This is a genomic window from Streptomyces radicis (assembly GCF_003626575.1).
GTDB classification, from domain to species: domain Bacteria; phylum Actinomycetota; class Actinomycetes; order Streptomycetales; family Streptomycetaceae; genus Streptomyces; species Streptomyces radicis.
The window spans coordinates 1-15,633 of the sequence record NZ_RBDY01000004.1 but is presented as its reverse complement, the minus strand read 5'-3'; the positions used below and the strand labels follow the sequence as shown (position 1 = coordinate 15,633).

General features: G+C 74.8%; 17 protein-coding genes. 7 read left to right on the top strand and 10 right to left on the bottom strand.

Features of this window, described 5'->3' with window-relative positions:
* Window positions 1-29 precede the first annotated feature (29 nt).
* Complete coding sequence (locus D7318_RS33755) at window positions 30-476, top strand: zinc-binding dehydrogenase (protein WP_329604840.1); 447 nt, start codon at window positions 30-32, stop codon at window positions 474-476.
* Here D7318_RS33755 and D7318_RS33750 read toward each other — a convergent pair.
* A complete protein-coding gene (locus tag D7318_RS33750) occupies window positions 463-666 on the bottom strand; it encodes a hypothetical protein (RefSeq protein WP_183091334.1) in 204 nt (67 codons plus the stop codon). The genes D7318_RS33755 and D7318_RS33750 overlap by 14 nt on opposite strands.
* A gap of 117 nt (window positions 667-783) precedes the next feature.
* Window positions 784-1,212, bottom strand: coding sequence for an Hsp20/alpha crystallin family protein (locus D7318_RS07660; RefSeq protein WP_120696407.1), 429 nt, complete (start codon window positions 1,210-1,212; stop codon window positions 784-786).
* A gap of 139 nt (window positions 1,213-1,351) precedes the next feature.
* Between D7318_RS07660 and D7318_RS07655 the strand changes: the two genes are divergently transcribed.
* Both D7318_RS07655 and D7318_RS07650 read left to right on the top strand, forming a co-directional pair.
* Window positions 1,352-2,005: a type III effector protein gene (locus D7318_RS07655; protein ID WP_120696128.1), complete on the top strand. Its 654-nt coding sequence runs from the start codon at window positions 1,352-1,354 to the stop codon at window positions 2,003-2,005.
* Between the two features lie 91 nt (window positions 2,006-2,096).
* Window positions 2,097-2,717, top strand: a complete 621-nt coding sequence (locus tag D7318_RS07650; protein ID WP_120696127.1) for an L-threonylcarbamoyladenylate synthase — start codon at window positions 2,097-2,099, stop codon at window positions 2,715-2,717.
* Window positions 2,718-2,724: 7 nt separating this feature from the next.
* Here the strand turns inward: D7318_RS07650 and D7318_RS07645 are convergent, their stop codons facing one another.
* On the bottom strand, window positions 2,725-3,114 hold the full coding sequence (locus tag D7318_RS07645; RefSeq protein ID WP_220729548.1) for a cupin domain-containing protein: 390 nt from the start codon (window positions 3,112-3,114) through the stop codon (window positions 2,725-2,727).
* A gap of 85 nt (window positions 3,115-3,199) precedes the next feature.
* Here D7318_RS07645 and D7318_RS07640 point away from each other — a divergent pair, with 85 nt between their 5' ends.
* Window positions 3,200-3,511 (top strand): hypothetical protein, encoded by a 312-nt coding sequence (locus D7318_RS07640; protein WP_120696126.1) that lies wholly within the window; start codon window positions 3,200-3,202, stop codon window positions 3,509-3,511.
* A gap of 26 nt (window positions 3,512-3,537) precedes the next feature.
* The gene (locus D7318_RS07635) at window positions 3,538-6,318 is read left to right on the top strand and encodes an alpha-L-rhamnosidase (RefSeq protein ID WP_120696125.1); all 2,781 of its coding nucleotides are present in this window, start codon (window positions 3,538-3,540) and stop codon (window positions 6,316-6,318) included.
* Window positions 6,319-6,325: 7 nt separating this feature from the next.
* On the opposite strand, the gene D7318_RS07630 is transcribed toward D7318_RS07635, so the two are convergent.
* On the bottom strand, window positions 6,326-6,589 hold the full coding sequence (locus D7318_RS07630) for a hypothetical protein (protein ID WP_120696124.1): 264 nt from the start codon (window positions 6,587-6,589) through the stop codon (window positions 6,326-6,328).
* A 198-nt stretch (window positions 6,590-6,787) separates the two neighbouring features.
* Between D7318_RS07630 and D7318_RS07625 the strand changes: the two genes are divergently transcribed.
* Window positions 6,788-7,357, top strand: a complete 570-nt coding sequence (locus tag D7318_RS07625; protein WP_147437638.1) for a hypothetical protein — start codon at window positions 6,788-6,790, stop codon at window positions 7,355-7,357.
* A 78-nt stretch (window positions 7,358-7,435) separates the two neighbouring features.
* Here D7318_RS07625 and D7318_RS07620 read toward each other — a convergent pair whose 3' ends face one another.
* The 6 genes from D7318_RS07620 to D7318_RS07595 form a co-directional block, all read right to left on the bottom strand.
* Window positions 7,436-8,986: an AbgT family transporter gene (locus D7318_RS07620; protein WP_120696405.1), complete on the bottom strand. Its 1,551-nt coding sequence runs from the start codon at window positions 8,984-8,986 to the stop codon at window positions 7,436-7,438.
* An 11-nt stretch (window positions 8,987-8,997) separates the two neighbouring features.
* Window positions 8,998-10,050, bottom strand: coding sequence for an alpha/beta hydrolase family esterase (locus D7318_RS07615; protein ID WP_120696122.1), 1,053 nt, complete (start codon window positions 10,048-10,050; stop codon window positions 8,998-9,000).
* A 138-nt stretch (window positions 10,051-10,188) separates the two neighbouring features.
* Window positions 10,189-10,959 carry a creatininase family protein gene (locus D7318_RS07610; protein WP_120696121.1) on the bottom strand — a complete coding sequence of 257 codons (771 nt, stop codon included), beginning with the start codon at window positions 10,957-10,959 and terminating at the stop codon, window positions 10,189-10,191.
* Complete coding sequence (locus D7318_RS07605) at window positions 10,956-11,699, bottom strand: FadR/GntR family transcriptional regulator (RefSeq protein ID WP_120696120.1); 744 nt, start codon at window positions 11,697-11,699, stop codon at window positions 10,956-10,958. Before D7318_RS07605 ends, D7318_RS07610 begins: the two co-directional genes overlap by 4 nt.
* 103 nt (window positions 11,700-11,802) lie before the next feature.
* Window positions 11,803-12,855: a WD40 repeat domain-containing protein gene (locus D7318_RS07600; protein ID WP_147437637.1), complete on the bottom strand. Its 1,053-nt coding sequence runs from the start codon at window positions 12,853-12,855 to the stop codon at window positions 11,803-11,805.
* 115 nt (window positions 12,856-12,970) lie between these two features.
* Window positions 12,971-14,275, bottom strand: coding sequence for a WD40 repeat domain-containing protein (locus D7318_RS07595; RefSeq protein ID WP_120696118.1), 1,305 nt, complete (start codon window positions 14,273-14,275; stop codon window positions 12,971-12,973).
* 247 nt (window positions 14,276-14,522) lie between these two features.
* On the opposite strand from D7318_RS07595, the gene D7318_RS07590 reads away from it, so the two are divergent.
* Window positions 14,523-15,509, top strand: coding sequence for an NAD(P)-binding domain-containing protein (locus tag D7318_RS07590; protein WP_120696117.1), 987 nt, complete (start codon window positions 14,523-14,525; stop codon window positions 15,507-15,509).
* The last annotated feature ends 124 nt before the right edge of the window (window positions 15,510-15,633 follow it).

Genomic DNA, 15,633 nt, shown 5'->3' with positions numbered 1-15,633 from the left:
GGTGGGGCGGTCCAGGTGAGGAGTGTGCTGTGCGGGCTGTGGTGTTCGAGGAGTTCGGTGGGGAGCTTGCGGTGCGGGAGGTGCCCGGATCCGGTGGCGCCGCCCGGTGGGGTGGCGGTGCGGGTGGAGGCGACGCGGCTGTGTCGGAGCGATTGGCATGGGTGGATGGGGCGCCTGGCGCCTTGGAGGTGGCCCGTCGGCTCGGCGCCGAGGTCTGCGTGGGCGGCGCCGAGGCCGACGGGTCGTCGGGTGGTGTGGTGCGGGAGGTGACGGGCGGTGGGACGCATCTGTCGCTTGACGCCTTTGGCTCGGAGGCGGCCTGTGCGGCGTCCCTTGAGGGCTTGCGTCCGCGGGGCAGGCATGTGCAGGTGGGCCTGCTGCCGAGCGGTGCCTGGGTGCCGATGGACCGCGTGGTCGCGCTGGACCCGAAATCCTGGGCAGCCATGGCATGGCTGCTCACTCCTACGAGGAGATGATGCGCGAGGTGGCCTCCGGGCCGGAGGGGAGGGCGGCTATGCCCCGGTCGAGCCGCGCGTCGTCCAGCAGCGCGGCGAGGGTGGTGGGGACGGATCCGGTGTCCCGGCGCGTGGCGGCCGGGTCATCGCCGGTGCCGTGGGCGAGCGCCAAGCCCTCGGCGGGCGCGGTGGGTCGGGGATGGAGGGACATCGGGGTCACGGCGCCTTTCTCGTCAGCTTGTGTGCGGGTGTCGGGGTGGTCGGCCGCCCTCGGCGGGGAGGGGCACGGTCCCCGCGCGTGGGCGGCCGGTGGGGTCGGATCAGGGAGTCAGCGGCCGATCGCCCTGCGGGCGCGCTGGCCGATGGGGATCTTGCATGGCTTCGACCGCTCGGTGACGGGGATCCGCACGGTCAGGACCCCCGCGTCGTAGTCGGCGGTGATGCGGTCGGTGTCGAGGGAGTCGGCGAGCAGGAAGCGCCGGGAGAAGACGCCGAGGGGCCGCTCGGAGATCTCCATCCGCACGTCATCGGAGGCCGTGGGGCGGCGCTCGGCCCTGACGGTCAGGACGTTCTGCTCGACGTCGATGTCGATCGCGTCGGGCGAGACGCCCGGCAGGTCGAGGGCGAGGACGTGGTCCTCGCCCTCGCGATACGCGTCCGCCGGCATGCTCGACGGCCGGGACCATGTGCCCGTCCCGGCGAACACCTGCTGTGTCAGCCGGTCGAACTCACGGAAGGGGTCGGTGTGCATCAACACGGAGAACACCTCCAGTCGGTCACTGTCTGCCAGTGCGCTTGAACCTGACTCCGTTGTATCATGTCATCCATCCGATGACAAATCCCGATGTCATTGATAGGGTGACATCGGTGTCCGCGCCGCAGGAAAGGAAGCTCTCGTGACCGAATCCGGCCAGCCGCCCCCGCCGGACGGGCGGGGCGGCTCACCCACGTCGTTCCTCGCCGCGTTCGCGGCCCTCGGCGCCATCGACGAGGCGCTCAGCACCGCCGATCTGACCCCGGAGTCCGCCGCCGACGAAGGGGCGAGCGCCGAGCAGGTGTTGGGCGCGCTGCTCCTGCTGCGGCAGGTGCGTGACCGGCTCGCCGGGTGGGAGTCGGGGTTGATCGAGACGGCGCGCGACGCGGGCGCGAGCTGGGCCGATCTCGCGCGCCCCCTGGGGGTGGCCAGCCGCCAGGCCGCCGAGCGGCGCTATCTGCGCGTCCGCCCCGGGCCGCCGGGCTCGACCGGCGAGGAGCGGGTGCGCGCCACGCGCGACCGCCGCGCGGGGGATCGCACGGTCACCGCGTGGGCGCGCAGCCACGCTGCCGATCTGCGGCAGTTGGCGGGGCAGATCTCGGCGGTGCCCGAGCTGTCGGCCGACGCCCGCGCGTCCCTGTCCGCCGCGCTCGCCGCCGACGACGCGTCGGGCCTCATCGGGCCCCTGTCGGCGGCGCGACCTGATGTGGCGGGGGCGCATCCCGATCTGGCCGATCGTGTCGACGCGCTCACGCGGCATGCGGATCAGTTGAGGGAGGTGGGGAAGGTGGGTTAGCGCGGGCGGCCGTGGGGCACGGCTCGGCGCCCACGGGAGGGGCGCCTGGTGCGCGGCCGTCCCGGCCGCCGCCACCCCCTAGGGTCGTCGCATGGCGAGATACTTCGATGTGCACCCGGAGAACCCCCAGCGTCGGCTGGTCGACCAGGTGGTGGGGATCGTTCGCGACGGGGGGCTCATCGTCTATCCGACGGACTCCTGCTTCGCGCTCGGCTGCCGCCCGGGCGACAGCGCCGGGGTCGACCGGATCCGGGCGATCCGGCGGCTCGACGACCGGCACCATTTCACCCTGGTCTGCCGGGACTTCGCGCAGCTCGGGCAGTTCGTGCGGATGGACAACACCGTGTTCAGGGCCGTCAGGGCCGCGACGCCCGGGAGTTACACGTTCATCCTGCCCGCGACCAAGGAGGCGCCGCGCAGGCTGCTGCATCCCAAGCGCAAGACCATCGGGGTGCGCATCCCCGATCACCCGGTCGTCCAGGCGCTGCTGGCCGAGCTGGACGAGCCGTTGCTGTCCAGCACGTTGCTGCTGCCCGACCAGGAGGAGCCGCTGACCCAGGGGTGGGAGATCAAGGAGCGGCTCGACCACGTGGTGGACGCGGTCGTGGACTCCGGCGACTGCGGGACCGTGCCCACCACGGTGGTCGACTTCTCCGAGGGCGAGGCCGAGATCGTCCGCCATGGCGCGGGCGACCCCGCGCGGTTCGAGTAGGAGCCGTCTACCAGGGGCCCTGTTCGGGGCGGGCCTCGTCCGGGGTGTCGGGCCACGGGGGCAGGGTGGCGGCGATGACGCGCAGCCCGTCCGTTCCCGCGCGGAACTGGAACGTCGTGCCCAGCGGGATCGTCAGGCACACGCCTGGCGTGAGGGCGGTGGTCTCCTCACGCCCGTCCTGGCGGCGCCAGATGTGGCCATGACCGGCGATCACGTACCAGATCTCCTCGACCGTGGCGTGCGAGACGGCCTGGGTCACCTGGTGCGGGGCGAGTTCGAAGTGGGCGAAGCTGGCGCCGGGCAGCGTGCACAGCGGCCGGACCGCCGCCCCGTCGGGGGCGGTGACGTGCGGCGCCTCGTCGAGCCGCACGGTGGCGAAGGGGGTGGGGGAGCTCATGGCCACACGCTACGGGGCCTCGCGAGGGCGCCGGGCGTGGGGTCGCCCGCGCGTTCCCTGCCCCTGCGGCGGGTAGGGAGAACCCATGGCCAGGGCGAGCGGGCGGAAGAGGACTCCGGCGGCCCGGCGGGAGCAGCGGCGGCGGGCCAGGGAGCGCCAGCAGCGCAGGGACGCACAGGCGTTCAGGGACCGGCTGTTGGGCGGCGGCGCCGCGCCGGGCGCGGGCACCCGTCGGGAGTCCGACGCCGTCGGCGCGGGCGGCGACGACCCGCGCCCCCCGCGCCCCCCGCGCACCGGACGCGCCCCTCGCCCCCGCGACGGCGCCTCGCGGGCGCGCCGCCCGCCGTGCACGCCCTACACCTTCGGCGCCTGCTACTGCGGGAAGTGTTACGGCTGAGGGCCACCACCGAGGCTGGAGACCGCATGACCTTCGCCACCGTCGGCCCCGTCCGCTTCGAGCACCGCGACGACCCCCTGGGCCTGGGAACCCCCGCGCCCCGCCTGTCCTGGACGACCGCGACCGACGACCCCGACTGGCGCCAGACGGCCTACGAGCTGCGGCTCGACGGGGTGCCCGGAACGTTCACCCGCCGCGTGGAGTCCCCCGAACAGGTGCTCGTCGACTGGCCGTTCGCGCCGCTGGCCTCCAGGGAGCGCGCCACCGTGCGGGTCAGGGCGGCGAGCGGCGCGCGCTGGACCGACTGGGGCGAGCCGGTCACCGCCGAGGCCGGGCTGCTGGTGCCGGAGGACTGGATGGCCAGGTTCGTGAGCCCCGCGACCATCGGCCGCGTCGGCGACCCCGCGCCCCTCCTGCGCGGAACGGCCACCGTGCGCCCCGGCATCGCCTCCGCGCGCCTCTACCTCACCGCCCATGGCGTTCACACGACGACGCTCAACGGCACGCGCGTCGGCGACGAGGTCCTGGAGCCCGGCTGGACCAGCTACGCCCACCGCCTGCGCTATCGGGCCCATGACGTGACCGCCCTGCTGACCGAGGGTGAGAACGTCCTGGAGGCGTTGCTCGGCAACGGCTGGTACCGCGGCCGCCTCGGCTGGGCGGGCGCGGGCGCCCTCTACGGGCAACGGCTGGCGTTGCTCGCCCAGTTGGAGGTGGTGTACGAGAGCGGCCTGGTCGAGACGTTCGGCACCGACGGCTCGTGGTCGGCGCGCCCGAGCGGCGTGCTCGCCGACGACCTCTACGACGGGCAGCGCACCGATCTGCGCGCCATGCCCGAGGGCCCGACCGACGCGGTCGACGTGCTCGACGCTGACCTCGGGCGGCTGGTCGCGCCCGAGGGCCCGCCGGTGCGGGTGACGGACGTGCTGCCCGCGGCGCGCACCTGGACCTCGCCTTCGGGCCGGACGCTGGTGGACTTCGGCCAGAACGTCGTCGGCCGGGTCAGGCTCACCACCAGGGGCACGCGCGAGGGCGGCGAGGTCACGCTGCGGCACGCCGAGGTCCTGGCGGACGGCGAGCTGGGCACGCGCCCGCTGCGCGGCGCCAAGGCCACGGACACGTTCGTCGTGCCCGCGGCGGACGACCTGGTGCTCGAGCCCGAGCTGACGTTCCACGGCTTCCGCTACGCGGAGGTGAACGGGCTCGACGCGTTCGACTCCTTCGAGGCCGAGGCCGTCGTGGTGGGCACCGATCTGCGCCGCACCGGCTGGTTCACGTGCTCGGACCCCGATGTCGAGCGGCTGCACGAGAACGTCGTGTGGGGCATGCGCGGGAACTTCCTCGATGTGCCCACCGACTGTCCCCAGCGCGACGAACGGCTCGGCTGGACCGGCGACATCCAGGTCTTCGCGCCCACCGCGAGCTTCCTGTTCGACACGGCGGGCTTTCTGTCGACCTGGCTCGCCGACCTGGCGGCCGATCAGCTCCCGGACGGCTCGGTCCCGTTCGTGATACCCGACGTGCTGCGCGGCGAAGGGCCGACCGCGGCGGCCTGGGGTGACGCCGCCGCCTTCGTGCCCTGGACGCTCCACCAGCGGTACGGCGACACGGGGATCCTGCGGCGGTCGTTCGCGTCGATGCGCGCGTGGGTGGACAAGGTGGCGTCGCTGACGGTGGACGGGGTGCGGGCCGGGGGCTTCCAGTTCGGCGACTGGCTCGACCCGGCCGCGCCGCCCGACGACCCCTTCGCGGCGCGCGCGGACAGCGACGTCATCGCCACCGCGCACCTGGCGCGCTCCGCCGAGATCACCGCGCGCGCGGCCCGCCTCATCGGGGCCGAGGGGGAGCGCTACGCGACGCTCGCCGCCGCGACGCGGGAGGCGTTCGCCCGGCACTATGTCACCGGCGCGGGGCGCGTCCTCTCCGACGCGCCCACCGTGTACGCGCTCGCGATCGAGTGGGCGCTGCTGCCCACGCCCGGGCAACGTGAGGCCGCGGGGCGGCGGTTGGCGGACCTGGTGCGCGCGGGGGGCTTCCACATCGCGACCGGCTTCGTCGGCACGCCGCTGATCACCGACGCGCTCACCTCGACGGGCCACGCGGACCTGGCGTTCCGCCTCCTCATGGAACGCGGCTGCCCCTCCTGGCTCTACCCGGTCACCATGGGCGCCACGACGGTGTGGGAGCGCTGGGACTCGATGCTCCCCGACGGCAGCGTCAACCCCGGGCAGATGACATCGTTCAACCACTACGCCCTCGGCGCGGTCGCCGACTGGCTGCACCGCGCCCTCGCGGGCCTGGCCCCCGCCGCGCCCGGCTACCGCGAGATCATGGTCAGGCCGTATCCGTACCGCGCGTTCACCCATGCCTCGGCGCGCCATCTCACGCCCTACGGCGAGGCGAGCGCGGGCTGGCGCAGGGCGGCCGGGCGGCTCACGGTCGAGGCGGTGATCCCGGTGGGCACCCGCGCGACGGTGTGCCTGCCGGGCGGGGAGACGCGGGAGGTCGGCCATGGCCGCCACTCCTGGACCGTGCCCGAACCGCCGCCGGTGGAGCGGAGGATCGGGACGGTCCGCGACCTGATCGACGACCCAGGGCTGTGGGACGCGGCCGTCGCGCTGCTGGTCGAGCACGGCCTGGCGCGCGACGCGGACGACGCCGCGCTCCGCGCCGCCCCGTACCTCGACGCCCCCGCGGCGGACCTCACCCGCCACCTGTCCCGCCACACCCCGACACCGGCGGCGGAGGTGACGGAGGTGACGGAGGCGGCGACCGGGGCGCTGGCGGCGCTGCTCGGCACGCCCTGAACGGGGGTCAGGAGACGGCGGATACGCGGGGGGCCGTCACTCGTGGTCTCCCGTGGTCTCCCGTGGCCTCGGCGTGGTCGGCGCGGGCCCTGGCCCAGTCCGCCCACTCCGCCAGGGAGTCGAAGATCCTGACGCCCGCCTCGAGCGTGGTGCGCATCGCCTCCACCGGGGGGCCGCTGCCGAACGCGCCCGCGTCCTTGGCGTCCGCGTAGCGCCGGTACATGTCGCGCATCGCGCGGTAGCGGTCCGCCTCCGCGGTCAGGTGGCCCAACAGCTCCTCGGGCGCGAGCCGCCACGCGAACAGCGAGCGCGGCAGCGGCTCGAACCGCAGCGTGTGGTCGGGCTCGGTGAGCAGCCACGTGTGCAGCTCGCGCGACCCGGCCTCGGTGAGCCGGTAGGTCTTGCGCGCCCGCGGGCCCTCGCTCTCGATCTCGATCAGGCCTTCGGCGGCGACCGCGTGTTCGCCGGGGTGCGGAGCCCCGCGGACGCGGCGCTCTTCGCGGGCGTCGCGGGCGTCACGCCGCTCACGGTCGACGTCACCGACCCGGACTCGGTCGCGTCCGCGGCCGGGGCGGTGGGGGCCGCGGTGGACGGCGGTGGCCTCGACGCGTTGGTCAACAACGCCGGGCTCATCGTCGAGGGCCCGCTCGAGTCGTTCAGCGTCGCGCTGCGCGTCGAGCTCGCGCCCTGGCGGATCCCCGTCGTGGTGGTCGAGCCGACGGGCACGAGGACGCCGGTGCTCAGCAAGGCCGCGGAGGCGAGCGCCAAGGCGAGGGCGGTGGCGGATCCGGCGCTTGTCGCCCTGTACGAGCGGCAGTTGGCCGCGGCCGCGGAGGCGAGCGCCCGCATGTCGCTCGCGGACCCCGACGACATCGCGAAGGTCCTGGTCAAGGCCGTGCACGCGAGGCGGCCCAAGGCGCTGTGGACCGCGGGCCGTGGCGCGGGCCTGCTGCCGACGATCGGCCGCCTGCCCACGGGCCTGTCCGACCGCGTGGTGGCGCGGGCCCTCGGCGTCGCGAAGATCGAGGCCGGGGCGTGACGGCGGGGCCGGGGCGCCGGGGAGATCGGCGCCCCGGCCCCGGGGGTGGCCCTGCGGGGGCGGTTCGGTGGGGGCGGCTCAGCGCACGGGCGCGCCGGGCCCGAGGGGGATGCCGATGGCCCACCAGGCCAGGAACAGCAGCGTCCACGCCACCGTCATCGCGACGGCGAGCGGCAGCGTGTAGGAGACGAGCGTGCCGATGCCCGCGTTCTTCCGGTAACGCTGGAGGAAGCCGAGCGCCATCACGAAGTACGGGCTCATCGGCGTGATCGCGGTCGAGCCCGAGTCGGCGATGCGGAAGAGCGCCTGCGTCGTCTCCGCCGGGACGTCGACCAGCATGAGCATCGGCACCAGCACGGGCGCGGCCAGCGCCCACATCGCCGAGCCGCTCGTCACCATCACGTTGACCAGCGTCAGCAGCACCAGCACCATCAGGAAGATCACCACGATGGGCAGCCCGCTGTGCTCCAGCGCCTCGGCGGCGCGCACGGCCAGCACGTCGCCCAGCCGCGTCCAGTCGAAGTACGCCAGGAACTGGGCGATCGCGAAGAACAGCACCAGCACGGGTGCCATCTGCCTGATGCCCTCGGCCATCAGCCTCGGCACGTCACCGGCCCGCCTGATCGTGCCCGTGCCGACGCCGTGGACGATGCCGACCAGGCCGAAGAGGAACGCCACCACCGCGGCGATCCCGTCCAGCAGCGGCGACTCCACGATGCTGCCGCCCTCGCCGCGCAGCGGGGAGCCGTGCGGCGCCATCACGGCGACCAGCGCGGCGAGCGCCACCACGAGCGCGGCGGTCGCCCGGCGCAGCGCGGCCCGCTCCCGGTCGCTCAGCCGCAGCGCGCCCAGGTCATCGAGCTCCGCGTCGGGGTCGGCGTCCAGGTCGGGCCGCCTGCTCAGCACGAGCTTGGTGACCAGCGTGATCACGGCGGCCAGCAGGACGGAGGAGGCGATGTTGAAGAACCAGTTGCTCAGCGGCGACACATACGCGTCCTCGCCGCCGACGATCTTCGCCGCGGCGGTGGTGATGCCCGCGAAGATCGCGTCGTTGGGCGTGGGCACCGGGCTGGCGTCGTAGCCCGAGGCGATCGACGTGTACGCGACGACGACGCCGAGGATCGGGGAGCGCCCCACCGCGCGGAACGCGAGACCGCCCAGCGGGACCAGGATGATGTACGCGGCGGCGGAGGCCACATGGGCCACCGTCCCGGCGAACGCGACGGCGAAGACCACCCAGGACGCGGGCACCCTGGAGACGCCGACGCGCATCACCGCGGCGAGGAAGCCGCTGCGTTCGGCGACGGCCACGCCCATGATCACCACGACGATCGTGGCCATCGGCGGGAAGGTGGCGAAGTTCTCGATCATCGTCGAGACGGCCATGGCGAGGCCTTCGCCACTCAGCAGGCTCCGCGCGACGACCGTCTCGCCGTCGCTCGGGGAGACGACGGAGACATGCGCGGCGGCCAGGATCGCGCTGATCGCGGCGAGGATTCCTGACAGGATCCAGAACAGCCAGAACGGGTGCGGCAGCGCGTTGCCCGCCCGTTCGATCACCGCCATCGCGCGGACGATCCAGGGGAGTCGGGCCGTGGTGTCCTCGCGGGGGAGCGTGGGTGAGGTCATGTCGGCCCCCCTCAACGCGCCGACGCGGTGGCCGACGCGCTGGCCGCGGCGGGGAGGCGGTGGCCGCGCACGAACCGCCACAGCTCCTCGTGCGCCTCGATGGTCTGCGTGGTGACGCCGCCGCCGCTGTAGGAGTCGGCGCCCGGCCACGTGTGCCCGCCGTCGGCGACGGCGACGTGCTCGACCCGCGCGCCGCGCTCGCACCCGACCCAGCGCGAGACCGCGATGTCGGGCTTGACGGCGCGGGTGAACGGGTCCGCCGCGCAGCCGTTGCGCCCGGCCCACGCGGCCACCCAACCGGATATCGCGGGCAGACCGCGGTCGGCGTCGCCGCCGTAGGGGATGGTGACGTCGCCGGTGCCGTGGAACGCGATCACCGGGACGGGCCGCGAGGGCGCGCAGCCCTCGCCCGTGCCCGGGTAGTACGCCCCGGCGACCGGGGCGATCGCCGCGACGCGGTCGGCCATGCGGCACGCGAGCAACGCCGCGAACCCCGCGCCGTTGGACTTGCCGGTCGCGTACACCCGCCGCTCGTCCACGCACAGCGCGGCGGTCAGCGCGTCGAGCAGGTCGGCGGTGAACGCGACGTCGTCCACGCCGGGCGCGGCGTAGGGCGCGCCCTGCCACGCCTGCCGGTCGCCGTCGCCCGTGCCGACGACGCCCTCGGGGTAGACCACGACGGCGGGCAGCGTGGACAGCTTCGAGAACTCCTCGGTGCCCGCGCCCGTGTTGCCCCTGCCGTGGAAGGCGAGCACGACGGGCCAGCCGCGGCGGGACGCGTAGTCCTCGGGGAGGTGGAGGCGGTAGCCGCGCGCGAGGCCGCCGCTCGCGAGGGTGTGGTCGGCGCTCGTGCCGGGCTCCTGGGGAGCGGGGAGGCGGCAACCGCGGCCTGTGGCTTCGGCGTTGGTGGCGTTCGTCCCGGCCGTCGCGGGTGGGGCGGCTGTGGCGGTCGTGGCGGCCGTCGCGGGTGGGGCGAGCGGGCCGCCGAGCAGGGTCAGGCCCGTCAGGGCGGTCGCGGCGCTCGCCAGGAGGCGGGGTCGGGTGCGCTTCGTGGCACGTTTCATGGCAGGTTCCTTTCGCCGGACGTCGATGTCCGGCGTCCGAGCGGGAGCGGTGCTTCTCGGGGGGCTCCGAGGTCCCTCGAGGTCTTCGGGGACCAAGGGGACTTCGGGGCCTCGGGCCGTGGGGACGGTGCGGCGGCGTCAGGCGGCCAGCCACGCGTCGACGAACGCGACGAGGCGGGACACGATCGCGTCCACGACCGCCGCTCCGTCGTCGGGGGTGACGCGCGTCGGGTCGCCGAGGACGCCGTTGGGGGTGAGGCGTTCGTAGGGCAGGGCCAGGGCGGGGTGTCCGCCGCGGGTCAGCCTGGCGAGCGGGGTGAGCTGGTGGAACGCGGTCGACCCGGCGGTGAGCCGGTCGGCGCGGACCAGGTGGGGGGCCAGATGGAGGAGCTGCGCGGTCTCGGCCTCGCCGCTGTGGCCGTGCACCTCGCTGACGCCGAGACCGGCGACCACGTCACCGGCGAGCGCGGTCAACGGCGTCCAGGCGAACTCCAGTTCGGGGAGAGAGCCGAGCAACTCCTGGGCGACGGTGCCGAGCGTGGCGTTGTTCCCCGCGTGCCCGGTGACCACGAGCAGCTTGCGCCAGCCGTGGCGGTGCAGGTCGGCGGCGTACTCGGCGACCAACGCGGCCAGCGTGGCCGGGCGGATGCTCACCGTCCCGGCGAACGCGCGGTGGTGCGGGGAGACCCCGACCGGCAGCGAGGGGCCGATCACCGCGCGCCCCGCCAGCCCCGCGGCCACCAGGTCGCAGACGCGCTCGGCCCTGATCAGGTCGGTGGCGAGCGGCAGCCCGGGGCCGTGCTGCTCGAACGCGCCCGCCGGGATCAGCACGACCGGGCTCGCGGTGACGGCCTCGGCGGCCTCGGCCGTGGTCATGTCGCCGAGGTGGTGAGGGCGGGGGGCGCTCATCGGGGCATTCCTCGCGGGTCGGGGTCCGCGGGGTCCGCGGGGTCCCGGGGGTTCCGGGGGTCTTCGGGGAAGTCGGCGGCGGCCACCGCGTCCCTGATGGCGATGAGGTGCTCGCGCGTGAGGCGTTCGGCCTCGTCCGCGTCGCCGTCGCGCACGGCGGTGAAGATCGCCACATGCTCGGCGTGGTCGCGGACGCGGTCGTTGTACCGGTGCCTGATCTCGGTCTGCTCGGGCGCCCTGACCGCGAGCAGCGCCTCGACGGCCTCGCGCAGCAGGGCGTTGCCGCTCGCGGCGGCGAGCGTGACGTGGAAGTGCAGGGCGACGCGGAGGGAGTCGCCCGGCGGGTGGAGGGCGTTGTCCGTGGCCGCCGCCAACCGCTCGACGGCGACCGGCTCGCGCGCCCTGGCCGCCGCGGCGGCTATCGCGGGCTCGAGCACGAGGCGCGCCTCGACCAGTTCGAGGACCGAGGCCCGGCTGCGGCCGCGCAGATGAGGATTGGCCAACAGGCGGCGGTCGATCCCGGGCCCCACATAGGTCCCCGAGCCGTGCCTGAACTCCACGACCCCCATCGCCTCGAGGCGCCGCAACGCCTCGCGCACCGTCGGCGTGGTGACCTCGAAGCGGCGCGCCAGGTCCCGCGAGGAGGCCAACGCGTCGCCTGGGCCGAGCCGTTCGGTGCGGATGATCGCGACGATGCTGTCCGCGAGCCGCTCGGACAGCGACACCTCGTTGTGACTCATATAGTGAATAGATCACTTGATCTCCTCGGGTGTCAATGCCCGTGCGGAGATCGGGTGCTTCGTGTTCCCGGCGCTCCTCTCGCTCCGGGCGCGCCGGGCGCTCCTACTCCAGGCGCCAGAGGGCGATCTCGCGGTCCTGGAACGTCGTGGTGGCCAGGGTGCGCCCGTCGGGGCTCAGGGCGAAGCGGGCGAACGTCCCGCCCGTGTCCACCCGCCCCACCCGCGCGTGCGTCTCGGCGCTCCAGGTGTGCAGCCCCGCGTAGTCGGCGGTCAGGATGCCGCTGCCGTCGGTGCTCCAGGCGAGGCCGGTCGCGCTGCCCCGGTGCTCGGGCAGCCGAGGCCCCGTCTCCTCGCCGGTGGCCGGGTCGTAGAAGCGGACCTCGGAGCCCGCGGCGAGCGCGAGCGTCGCCCCGTCGGGGCTCAACGCCAGGATCTCGGGCGTGCCGCCGAAGTCGGCGGGCGGATGGGCGAGTTCGGCGCCGCTCGCCACGTCCCACAGCCGCAGCCCGTCGAATCCGGAACGGTCGACGCGGGCGAGCGTCGCCCCGTCGGGGCTGAACGCCAGCCGGTAGGCGCCGTCCACGGCCAAGGGCTCGCCGCGGGCGCGGCGGGTACCCGTGTCGTAGAGGCGGATCTCGTCGTCCAGGAAGCCCGAGGCGGCGAACGAGCGGCCGTCGGGGGAGAAGGCGATGGTCTCGAAGACGGCCAGCGAGGACAGCAGCGGGTCGGCCGCCTCGCTCCGCGCCGCCACGTCCCACAGGCGCAGCACGCCGTCGAACGTCTCGACGGAGGCGAGGCGGGTGCCGTCGGGGTTGAAGCGCAGCGCGGAGATCTCGTCGCGGTGCGCGGTGAGGGTGCCGAGGGGCGTGAGCCGGGGGCGCTCGGGGAGCGGGACGGGCGGGGGCGGGCGCAACGGCTCGGGAGTGGGCGGTGCGTCGGGGGCGTGCGCGCCGGTGCCGCCGTCGTTCGGGGCGCCGCCGTTGCCGTTGGGGCCGTTGCCGTTCGCGTCGGTGCCGTTGTCGCCGCCGAGGAGCGCGAGGGCGGTGGGCACGGCGACGGCGGTCACGGCGAGGGCGGCGCCCGCGCCGATCAGGAGGCGGCGCCGGGAGGGCGGCGGTTCGTTCAACTGCTGGCGCAAACGGTCTCGTTCGGCCACCAGATCGCTGTGCTCCTGTCGGAGCGCATTATCGTCCGGTCGGCTCTGCTCCATGTCCGGGTCCACCGTCGGTTCGCTCCTCCTCGGGCTGCTGGCCCTGCTGGCCCTACTCGCCTTACTCGCCCTGCTCGATGCGCCAGAGCCGTACGGTCTCGTCCTCGTGGGTCGCCAGCGTTAGCCCGTCGGCGGAGAGAGCGGACGCGTTGAAGTAGTGCTCGACCGCGATCGGTCGGGAGCGTTCCTGGTGCGTTTCCGTATCCCAGAAGCGCAATCCGCGATCACCGCGGGTGCCCAACGTGACCAGGCCCGTTCCGTCCCCGCTGTACGCCATCGCGCGCACGCCCCCGCTGTGCGCGATCAGCGGCTCGCCGCGCTGCCTGCCGTTCGTCGTGTCCCAGAAGCGCACGACACCGTCCCCCACGAACGCGCTCACCGCGAGCGCGGCCCCGTCAGGGCTGAACGCCAGCTCGCCGACGCCGCCCTGATGCCCCGTGAGCCGCTCGCCCACCGGCGTGCGCGCCGCCACGTCCCACACCCGCACGACGCCGTCGCCTTCGAACGAGCCGCCCACCGCGAGCGCCGCCCCGTCGGGGCTGAACGCCAGCCGCTCAACGCCGCCCCCGTGGCCGGTCAGCGGGGGCCCGAGCGGAGCGCGCGACGCGACGTCGTACAGGCGCACCTCGGCGATGTCCTGGCCATGGGTGACCGCGGGGCCACCGGCCGCGAGCACGGTGCCGTCCGGGCTGAACGCCACGGCCTCGAACGCGTCGACCGCGTGCTCCCGTCGGGTCAGCGGCTCGCCCACCGCCTCGAGGGAAGGGACGCGCCACAGCTCCGCGCGGTCCCCGCCGCCGGTGGCGAGCGCGGTGCCGTCGCCGTTGAACGCCACGGTGAGGAACGCCACATGGGCCGAGGTCAGCGGCTCGCCGAGCGGCTGTCGCGTCGCGACGTCCCACAGCCGCAGCCGCCCGGTGTCCGCCTCGCTGACGGCCAGCGTGCGGGCGGCGGGGCTGAACCACAGCCCGGCGAGCCGGTTGCCATGGCCGGGGAGCGGGCCGAGGGCGCGGAGCGTGGGGCGCTCGGGGAACCCGCGCGGGGGCGGCGGCGTTTCGGGGCGCGCGCCCGGGGCGTCGCGTGACGGCGCGCCGGGGTCGGCGGGCCCGCCGGGGTCGGCGGAGCCGTCCGAGTCGCCGAGGGCGAGCAGCGCGGTGGCCGTGCCGCCCGCGACGACCGCGGCGGCGAGCAGGCGCCGGCGTGCGAGCGGGCGCGGCGGTGTGAGTGAGCGCTGTGGTGCGCGCGGGCGCCCTGGTGCGCGTGGGGCGCGTCGGCGCTCGGCCGCGCGCTCCCTGAGCCCGGCCACCTCGTCCCTGAGCCCGTCGACCTCCCCGCGCAGCCGCCGCCGTTCCTCGTCGTCCCCCATGCCCCGCCACCCTCCACCGGCCGCTCGCCCTGCACCTGTGCGCGACCCTAGTTTCGGCGCCGGGGACCCCTCCCGGGGCGAACGGCTCCTGGCGGCGCGGGGGAGCGGGCGCGGAGGGTGTGCCGCTTTCCCGGGGGTAAGTGGCCACTTTGAAGTGGGTACTTGTCACGCTGAGTGATCGGGGTGAGGCTGGAGTGCGTGGGACGGCGAGGGGTCGTCCCGGCCTTCAGGAGTGGGGAGTTCGGTCATGAGAGGCGATGCGGGTGCGAGGAGCTCGTCGGCGGCGGGGGTGTCCGCGCCGGTGGCGGTGATCGGGCTCGGGGCGATGGGGCGGGCGCTGGCCGCGGCCTTTCTCGCCGCGGGGCGGCCGGTCACCGTGTGGAATCGGACGGCGGCCAGGGCCGACGAGCTGGTGGAGCGGGGCGCGGTCCGCGCGGCCTCGCCCGCCGAGGCGCTGGCCGCCGCTCCGCTGGTGGTGGTCTGCCTGCTCGACCACGCCACGATGCGGGAGGTCCTGGCACCGGCGGCCGCCGGGCTGCGCGGCCGCACCCTGGTCAATCTCACCAACGGCTCCCCGGCGGGCGCCGCCGAGATGGCCGCCTGGGTGGGCGGCCACGGCGGTGAGTATCTGGACGGCGGGATCATGGCCGTTCCGACCACGGTGGCGACTCCCGGGGCGTTCGTGCTCTACAGCGGGGAGCGGCGGATCTTCGACGCGCACCGCGAGGCGCTGGCCGAGTTGGGCGACGCCCGGCACCTGGGCGAGGACATCGGGCTGGCCGCGCTCCACGACCTGGCGCTCCTCGGCGCGATGAATCTGATGTTCGACGGCTTCCACCACGCGGTCGCCCTGGCCACCTCGCGGAAGGAGGGGAGCGCGGTGGGCGTGACCGAGCTGCTGGTGCCCTGGCTGACGAGCATGCTCGGCCTGCTGCCCGCCTTCGCCGCCGAGGTCGACGCCGAGTTGGCGACGGGGGAGGAGCCCCGGCTCATACAAGGGCTCGACGTCCAGTTCGCCGCCCTGGCGAACATCATGGCCGCCTCCCGCGAGGCCGGTGTCAGCACCGCGCCGCTCGAGCCGGGCCTGACCGCGCTGCGGGCGCTGCGCGCCGAGGGCCGGGACACGTGGAGCGCCCCGGCCTCGGTGCGCCTGCTGAGGGAGGCGCCACCCGACCGGAGTCGACCGACGCTCCGGACGCCCTCGGCGCGGGAGGTGACCGTGGACCCGCGGTGAGCTTGTTCTTTTTCTTCTGGCCTCGAACGGTGTCCCGAACGTGGTCACTCACCTGGGCATTCGCCTGACATGAGGGCGGCCTTCGTCTGATCCTGTGCTCCGTCACGAGGAGAACCAGTCGAAG

Bases quoted from the DNA above. Each gene is read 5' to 3' on its own strand.
- D7318_RS33750 (WP_183091334.1), bottom strand. From the start codon at position 666: ATGTCCCTCCATCCCCGACCCACCGCGCCCGCCGAGGGCTTGGCGCTC.
- D7318_RS07650 (WP_120696127.1), top strand. From the start codon at position 2,097: ATGGCGAGATACTTCGATGTGCACCCGGAGAACCCCCAGCGTCGGCTG.
- D7318_RS07645 (WP_220729548.1), bottom strand. From the start codon at position 3,114: ATGAGCTCCCCCACCCCCTTCGCCACCGTGCGGCTCGACGAGGCGCCG.
- D7318_RS07640 (WP_120696126.1), top strand. From the start codon at position 3,200: ATGGCCAGGGCGAGCGGGCGGAAGAGGACTCCGGCGGCCCGGCGGGAG.
- D7318_RS07635 (WP_120696125.1), top strand. From the start codon at position 3,538: ATGACCTTCGCCACCGTCGGCCCCGTCCGCTTCGAGCACCGCGACGAC.
- D7318_RS07620 (WP_120696405.1), bottom strand. From the start codon at position 8,986: ATGACCTCACCCACGCTCCCCCGCGAGGACACCACGGCCCGACTCCCC.
- D7318_RS07615 (WP_120696122.1), bottom strand. From the start codon at position 10,050: ATGAAACGTGCCACGAAGCGCACCCGACCCCGCCTCCTGGCGAGCGCC.
- D7318_RS07610 (WP_120696121.1), bottom strand. From the start codon at position 10,959: ATGAGCGCCCCCCGCCCTCACCACCTCGGCGACATGACCACGGCCGAG.
- D7318_RS07605 (WP_120696120.1), bottom strand. From the start codon at position 11,699: ATGAGTCACAACGAGGTGTCGCTGTCCGAGCGGCTCGCGGACAGCATC.
- D7318_RS07595 (WP_120696118.1), bottom strand. From the start codon at position 14,275: ATGGGGGACGACGAGGAACGGCGGCGGCTGCGCGGGGAGGTCGACGGG.
- D7318_RS07590 (WP_120696117.1), top strand. From the start codon at position 14,523: ATGAGAGGCGATGCGGGTGCGAGGAGCTCGTCGGCGGCGGGGGTGTCC.